We start from the raw sequence: 5,584 nt of genomic DNA on the forward strand, positions 1-5,584 counted from the left end.
GAGCTGACGATGACCTACTCTCACATGGCCGGAGCCACACTACCATTGGCGCAACGATGTTTCACTTCTGAGTTCGGGAAGGGATCAGGTGGTGCCATCGTGCTATTGTCGTCAGCAAAGGGGGTTAGATATGAGTCTATGTTTGTTTTACTTAATGACTTAAGTATCACTTATCCTAACTGAATCAAGGATAACGGTGATATCGATATAATGCTTGATACAAACCACTTGGGTGTTGTATGGTCAAGCCAAACGAGCAATTAGTACAGGTTAGCTACACGCATCACTGCGCTTCCACACCCTGCCTATCAACGTCCTAGTCTTGAACGGCTCTTTAGGGAAATCTAATCTTGAGGTGGGCTTCCCGCTTAGATGCTTTCAGCGGTTATCCCATCCGAACGTAGCTACCGGGCAATGCCATTGGCATGACAACCCGAACACCAGCGGTTCGTCCACTCTGGTCCTCTCGTACTAGGAGCAGATCCTCTCAAATTTCCAACGCCCACGGTAGATAGGGACCGAACTGTCTCACGACGTTCTAAACCCAGCTCGCGTACCTCTTTAAATGGCGAACAGCCATACCCTTAGGACCTGCTTCAGCCCTAGGATGAGATGAGCCGACATCGAGGTGCCAAACACCGCCGTCGATATGAACTCTTGGGCGGTATCAGCCTGTTATCCCCAGAGTACCTTTTATCCGTTGAGCGATGGCCCTTCCATACAGAACCACCGGATCACTAAGACCTACTTTCGTACCTGCTCGACTTGTGGGTCTCGCAGTTAAGCGCGCTTTTGCCTTTATACTCTATGAACGATTTCCGACCGTTCTGAGCGCACCTTCGTACTCCTCCGTTACTCTTTAGGAGGAGACCGCCCCAGTCAAACTACCCACCATACATTGTCCTCGGTATTGTTATACCTGAGTTAGAACCCCAACATGACCAGGGTGGTATTTCAAGGATGGCTCCACCAAGACTGGCGTCTCGGTTTCAAAGCCTCCCACCTATCCTGCACAAGTCAGGTCAAAGTTCAATGTAAAGCTGTAGTAAAGGTTCACGGGGTCTTTCCGTCTAGCCGCGGGTACACAGCATCTTCACTGCGATTTCGATTTCACTGAGTCTCTGCTGGAGACAGCGCTGCCATCATTATGTCATTCGTGCAGGTCGGAACTTACCCGACAAGGAATTTCGCTACCTTAGGACCGTTATAGTTACGGCCGCCGTTTACTGGGGCTTCGATCAAGACCTTCGCATACGCTAAGCCCATCAATTAACCTTCCAGCACCGGGCAGACATCACACCCTATACGTCCACTTTCGTGTTTGCAGAGTGCTGTGTTTTTAATAAACAGTTGCAGCAGCCTGGTATCTGCGACTGCCAATAGCTTACGGAGCAAGTCCTTCACCATCAGCAGCGTACCTTCTCCCGAAGTTACGGTACCATTTTGCCTAGTTCCTTCAGCAGAGTTCTCTCAAGCGCCTTGGTATTCTCTACCTGATCACCTGTGTCGGTTTAGGGTACGATTCGTTTATGACTATCGCTTAGAAGCTTTTCCTGGAAGCATGGTATTTGCCACTTCGTCCTACAAGTAGGACTTGCTATCAGATCTCGGTATGAAATAGCCCGGATTTACCTAAGCTATAAACCTACATCCTTCCACTCAGACAACCATCGCTGAGCTGGCATAACCTTCTCCGTCCCTCCATCGCATCATAAACAAGTATCGGAATATTAACCGATTTCCCATCGACTACGCCTTTCGGCCTCGCCTTAGGGGTCGACTCACCCAGCCCCGATTAACGTTGGACTGGAACCCTTGATCTTCCGGCGTGCGAGCTTTTCACTCGCATTATCGTTACTCACGTCAGCATTCGCTCTTGTGATACCTCCAGCATGCTTTACAACACACCTTCACAGGCTTACACAACGCTCCCCTACCACTTGAAAACAAATTCAAATCCGCAGCTTCGGCTCCTAGTTTGAGCCCCGTTACATCTTCCGCGCGGGCCGACTCGACTAGTGAGCTATTACGCTTTCTTTAAAGGATGGCTGCTTCTAAGCCAACCTCCTAGCTGTCTATGCCTTCCCACCTCGTTTCCCACTTAACTAGGAATTTGGGGCCTTAGCTGGCGGTCTGGGTTGTTTCCCTCTCCACGATGGACGTTAGCACCCACCGTGTGTCTCCCGGATATCACTCATCGGTATTCGGAGTTTGCATCGGTTTGGTAAGTCGGTATGACCCCCTAGCCGAAACAGTGCTCTACCCCCAATGGTGTTCGTCCGAGGCGCTACCTAAATAGCTTTCGGGGAGAACCAGCTATCACCGAGTTTGATTAGCCTTTCACCCCTATCCACAAGTCATCCCCTGGCTTTTCAACGACAGTGGGTTCGGTCCTCCGGTGCCTGTTACGGCACTTTCAACCTGCTCATGGATAGATCACTCGGTTTCGGGTCTATACCCTGCAACTAGACGCCCTATTAAGACTCGGTTTCCCTACGGCTCCCCTAAACGGTTAACCTTGCTACAGAATATAAGTCGCTGACCCATTATACAAAAGGTACGCGGTCACCCAACAAGTGGGCTCCCACTGCTTGTACGCACACGGTTTCAGGTTCTATTTCACTCCCCTCACAGGGGTTCTTTTCGCCTTTCCCTCACGGTACTGGTTCACTATCGGTCAGTCAGGAGTATTTAGCCTTGGAGGATGGTCCCCCCATCTTCAAACAGGATTTCTCGTGCCCCGCTCTACTTAATATGTTAACGCTAATGTTTCGAATACAGGACTATCACCTACTATGGTCAGCTTTCCCACGCTGTTCTTCTACATTAGCATTAATCGGCTTCTCCCCGTTCGCTCGCCGCTACTAGGGGAATCTCAATTGATGTCTATTCCTAAGGGTACTGAGATGTTTCACTTCCCCTCGTTCGCTTCTTGTACAAGTACAAGATACTTACCTTATGGTAAGTGGGTTTCCCCATTCAGAAATCTCCGGATCACAGGATATTGCCGCCTCCCCGAAGCTTATCGCAGGCTGTCACGTCTTTCATCGCCTCTGACTGCCAAGGCATCCACCATGTGCGCTTAATTACTTGACCATACAACCCCAAAGGGTCTTTGTCAGCAATTATAACGATATCACCTATGTTTACGCTTGATTCAGTTCTCTTTACTTTGAAGACTAGCCCTTGGGATAACAAACAATGTCGTTAAAAGGCTAGTCTTCAGGTTAGCAATAACATGTGAAATGTTATTGCTAACCCAGACTCATATCTATGTTTTTAAATAGTCTCTATGCTTTCGTCAAGTCATAGATTTCCGTATAAAACAGAAAGAAGTAATCGTGTCTTTATTCAAAGATAAATCACTTGTTTCTATTTAATACCTATTGTATTTGTTTGCACTCTAAGCTACCGAGGTTTGTAGTGGTGGAGCCAAACGGAGTCGAACCGTTGACCTCCTGCGTGCAAGGCAGGCGCTCTACCAACTGAGCTATGGCCCCATGTATAATGGTGGGTCTAGGTGGACTTGAACCACCGACCCCCGCGTTATCAACACGGTGCTCTAACCAGCTGAGCTACAGACCCTAGTACGTCCTAAAACGTAAGCTTAAACTAAAGAACAACTTGTTGTGAATTCTTGCTGATCGAATGCCGTCTATAAGGAGGTGATCCAGCCGCAGGTTCCCCTACGGCTACCTTGTTACGACTTCACCCCAGTCATCAACCACACCGTGGTGATCGCCGTCCTAAAAGGTTCGGCTAACCACTTCTGGTGCAATCAACTCCCATGGTGTGACGGGCGGTGTGTACAAGGCCCGGGAACGTATTCACCGCGGCATTCTGATCCGCGATTACTAGCGATTCCTACTTCATGGAGTCGAGTTGCAGACTCCAATCTGGACTACGATAGGCTTTTTGAGATTCGCATCACATCGCTGTGTAGCTGCCCTCTGTACCTACCATTGTAGCACGTGTGTAGCCCTGGTCGTAAGGGCCATGATGACTTGACGTCGTCCCCGCCTTCCTCCAGTTTGTCACTGGCAGTATCCTTAGAGTTCCCGGCTTAACCCGCTGGTAACTAAGGACAAGGGTTGCGCTCGTTGCGGGACTTAACCCAACATCTCACGACACGAGCTGACGACAGCCATGCAGCACCTGTATCACAATTCCCGAAGGCACTCTCGTATCTCTACAAGATTCTGTGTATGTCAAGACCAGGTAAGGTTCTTCGCGTTGCATCGAATTAAACCACATGCTCCACCGCTTGTGCGGGCCCCCGTCAATTCATTTGAGTTTTAACCTTGCGGCCGTACTCCCCAGGCGGTCTACTTATTGCGTTAGCTGCGTCACTAAGTCCTCAAGGGACCCAACGACTAGTAGACATCGTTTACGGCGTGGACTACCAGGGTATCTAATCCTGTTTGCTACCCACGCTTTCGAGCCTCAGTGTCAGTATGATGCCAGGAAGCTGCCTTCGCCATCGGTATTCCTCCAGATCTCTACGCATTTCACCGCTACACCTGGAATTCTACTTCCCTCTCACCTACTCTAGCTTAACAGTATCAGATGCAGTTCCCAGGTTAAGCCCGGGGATTTCACATCTGACTTATCAAGCCACCTACGCTCGCTTTACGCCCAGTAATTCCGATTAACGCTTGCACCCTCTGTATTACCGCGGCTGCTGGCACAGAGTTAGCCGGTGCTTATTCTGCAGCTAATGTCATCGCTAACGGGTATTAACCGTTAGGTCTTCTTCACTGCTTAAAGTGCTTTACAACCAAAAGGCCTTCTTCACACACGCGGCATGGCTGGATCAGGGTTCCCCCCATTGTCCAATATTCCCCACTGCTGCCTCCCGTAGGAGTCCGGGCCGTGTCTCAGTCCCGGTGTGGCTGATCATCCTCTCAGACCAGCTACAGATCGTCGCCATGGTGGGCCTTTACCCCACCATCTAGCTAATCCGACTTAGGCTCATCTAATAGCGAGAGCAGTAAACTGCCCCCTTTCTCCCGTAGGTCGTATGCGGTATTAATTCGAGTTTCCCCGAGCTATCCCCCACTACTAGGTAGATTCCTAAGTGTTACTCACCCGTCCGCCGCTCGACGCCTGGGAGCAAGCTCCCATCGTTTCCGCTCGACTTGCATGTGTTAAGCCTGCCGCCAGCGTTCAATCTGAGCCATGATCAAACTCTTCAGTTTAATCTATCTGAAGCCTTTACCTATAAATAGGAAGATGACTTCTAATCTTGGCTCATTTATCTAGCAAATCGCTTAAAATTATGTTCGTAATGAATTAACTTTGAGTTTTTCTGCTGAGTAAATGATAATTTTTATAGTTAGAATTAACTCCTGAAAAGAAGTCAAAACCAACTTTATTTTTTAGCATTCTATATCAGCAAAAATCCACACAAGTTGTTCTTTAGTTGTGCTTTTAAATAGTGTCTCTTCACTGTCGTCCAGTTAAAGAGTTATATATCTAATAACTAAGCAATGTGCTTATCGTTATTAGCGAGCCGACTATCATATCATAACGATTTGGTTTGTCAAGCTTTTTTTATAATTTGTTTCTCAAGGTTCGCTGCGTT

2 tRNA genes and 3 rRNA genes are annotated in these 5,584 nt (G+C 48.6%); all 5 read right to left on the bottom strand.

From position 1 onward, the window contains the following. Position 1: 1 nt before the first annotated feature. A 5S ribosomal RNA gene (rrf, locus tag JFC05_RS12515) occupies positions 2-116 on the bottom strand. 123 nt (positions 117-239) lie between these two features. Further along, a 23S ribosomal RNA gene (locus JFC05_RS12520) occupies positions 240-3,096 on the bottom strand. A gap of 328 nt (positions 3,097-3,424) precedes the next feature. Next, positions 3,425-3,500, bottom strand: a tRNA-Ala gene (locus JFC05_RS12525). Positions 3,501-3,508: 8 nt separating this feature from the next. After that, positions 3,509-3,585 (bottom strand) — tRNA-Ile (locus tag JFC05_RS12530). A 73-nt stretch (positions 3,586-3,658) separates the two neighbouring features. Continuing rightward, a 16S ribosomal RNA gene (locus JFC05_RS12535) occupies positions 3,659-5,198 on the bottom strand. Together the 16S, 23S and 5S rRNA genes with 2 tRNA genes alongside form the textbook arrangement of a ribosomal RNA operon. Between the last annotated feature and the right edge of the window lie 386 nt (positions 5,199-5,584).

The sequence above is a fragment of the Psychrobacter celer genome, from assembly GCF_016107555.1.
Classification (GTDB): Bacteria; Pseudomonadota; Gammaproteobacteria; order Pseudomonadales; family Moraxellaceae; genus Psychrobacter; species Psychrobacter celer.